Source organism: Sphingomonas sp. 2378, assembly GCF_038084995.1.
In the GTDB taxonomy this organism is placed as follows: Bacteria; Pseudomonadota; Alphaproteobacteria; order Sphingomonadales; family Sphingomonadaceae; genus Sphingomonas.
Genome location: NZ_JAXCMJ010000168.1, coordinates 1 through 232 on the forward strand (window position 1 = coordinate 1; position 232 = coordinate 232).

Sequence of the window (232 nt, forward strand, 5' to 3'; positions counted from 1 at the left end):
ACGATCAGCAAGGTCGATGCCACGGGTACCATCTCCAAGAGGCAGTTGACGGGCGACCTGAGCGGTACGGTCAGCAAGGTCTATGACGGCACGACGATGGCGACGCTGCTGCCGGCCAATCTGGCGGGCGTGATCGCGGGCGATGCGGTCACCGTGACCGCCACCAGCGCCGCCTATGCCGACAAGAATGCCGGCACGGGCAAGCGGGTGACGGTGTCGGGCATGGCGCTGA

1 protein-coding gene is annotated in these 232 nt (G+C 66.4%); it reads left to right on the top strand.

Going from position 1 to position 232, the window contains the following annotated elements:
* Nucleotides 1-232: YDG domain-containing protein (locus SM191_RS19780; RefSeq protein WP_341507685.1), on the top strand; the 232-nt coding region annotated here is incomplete at both ends.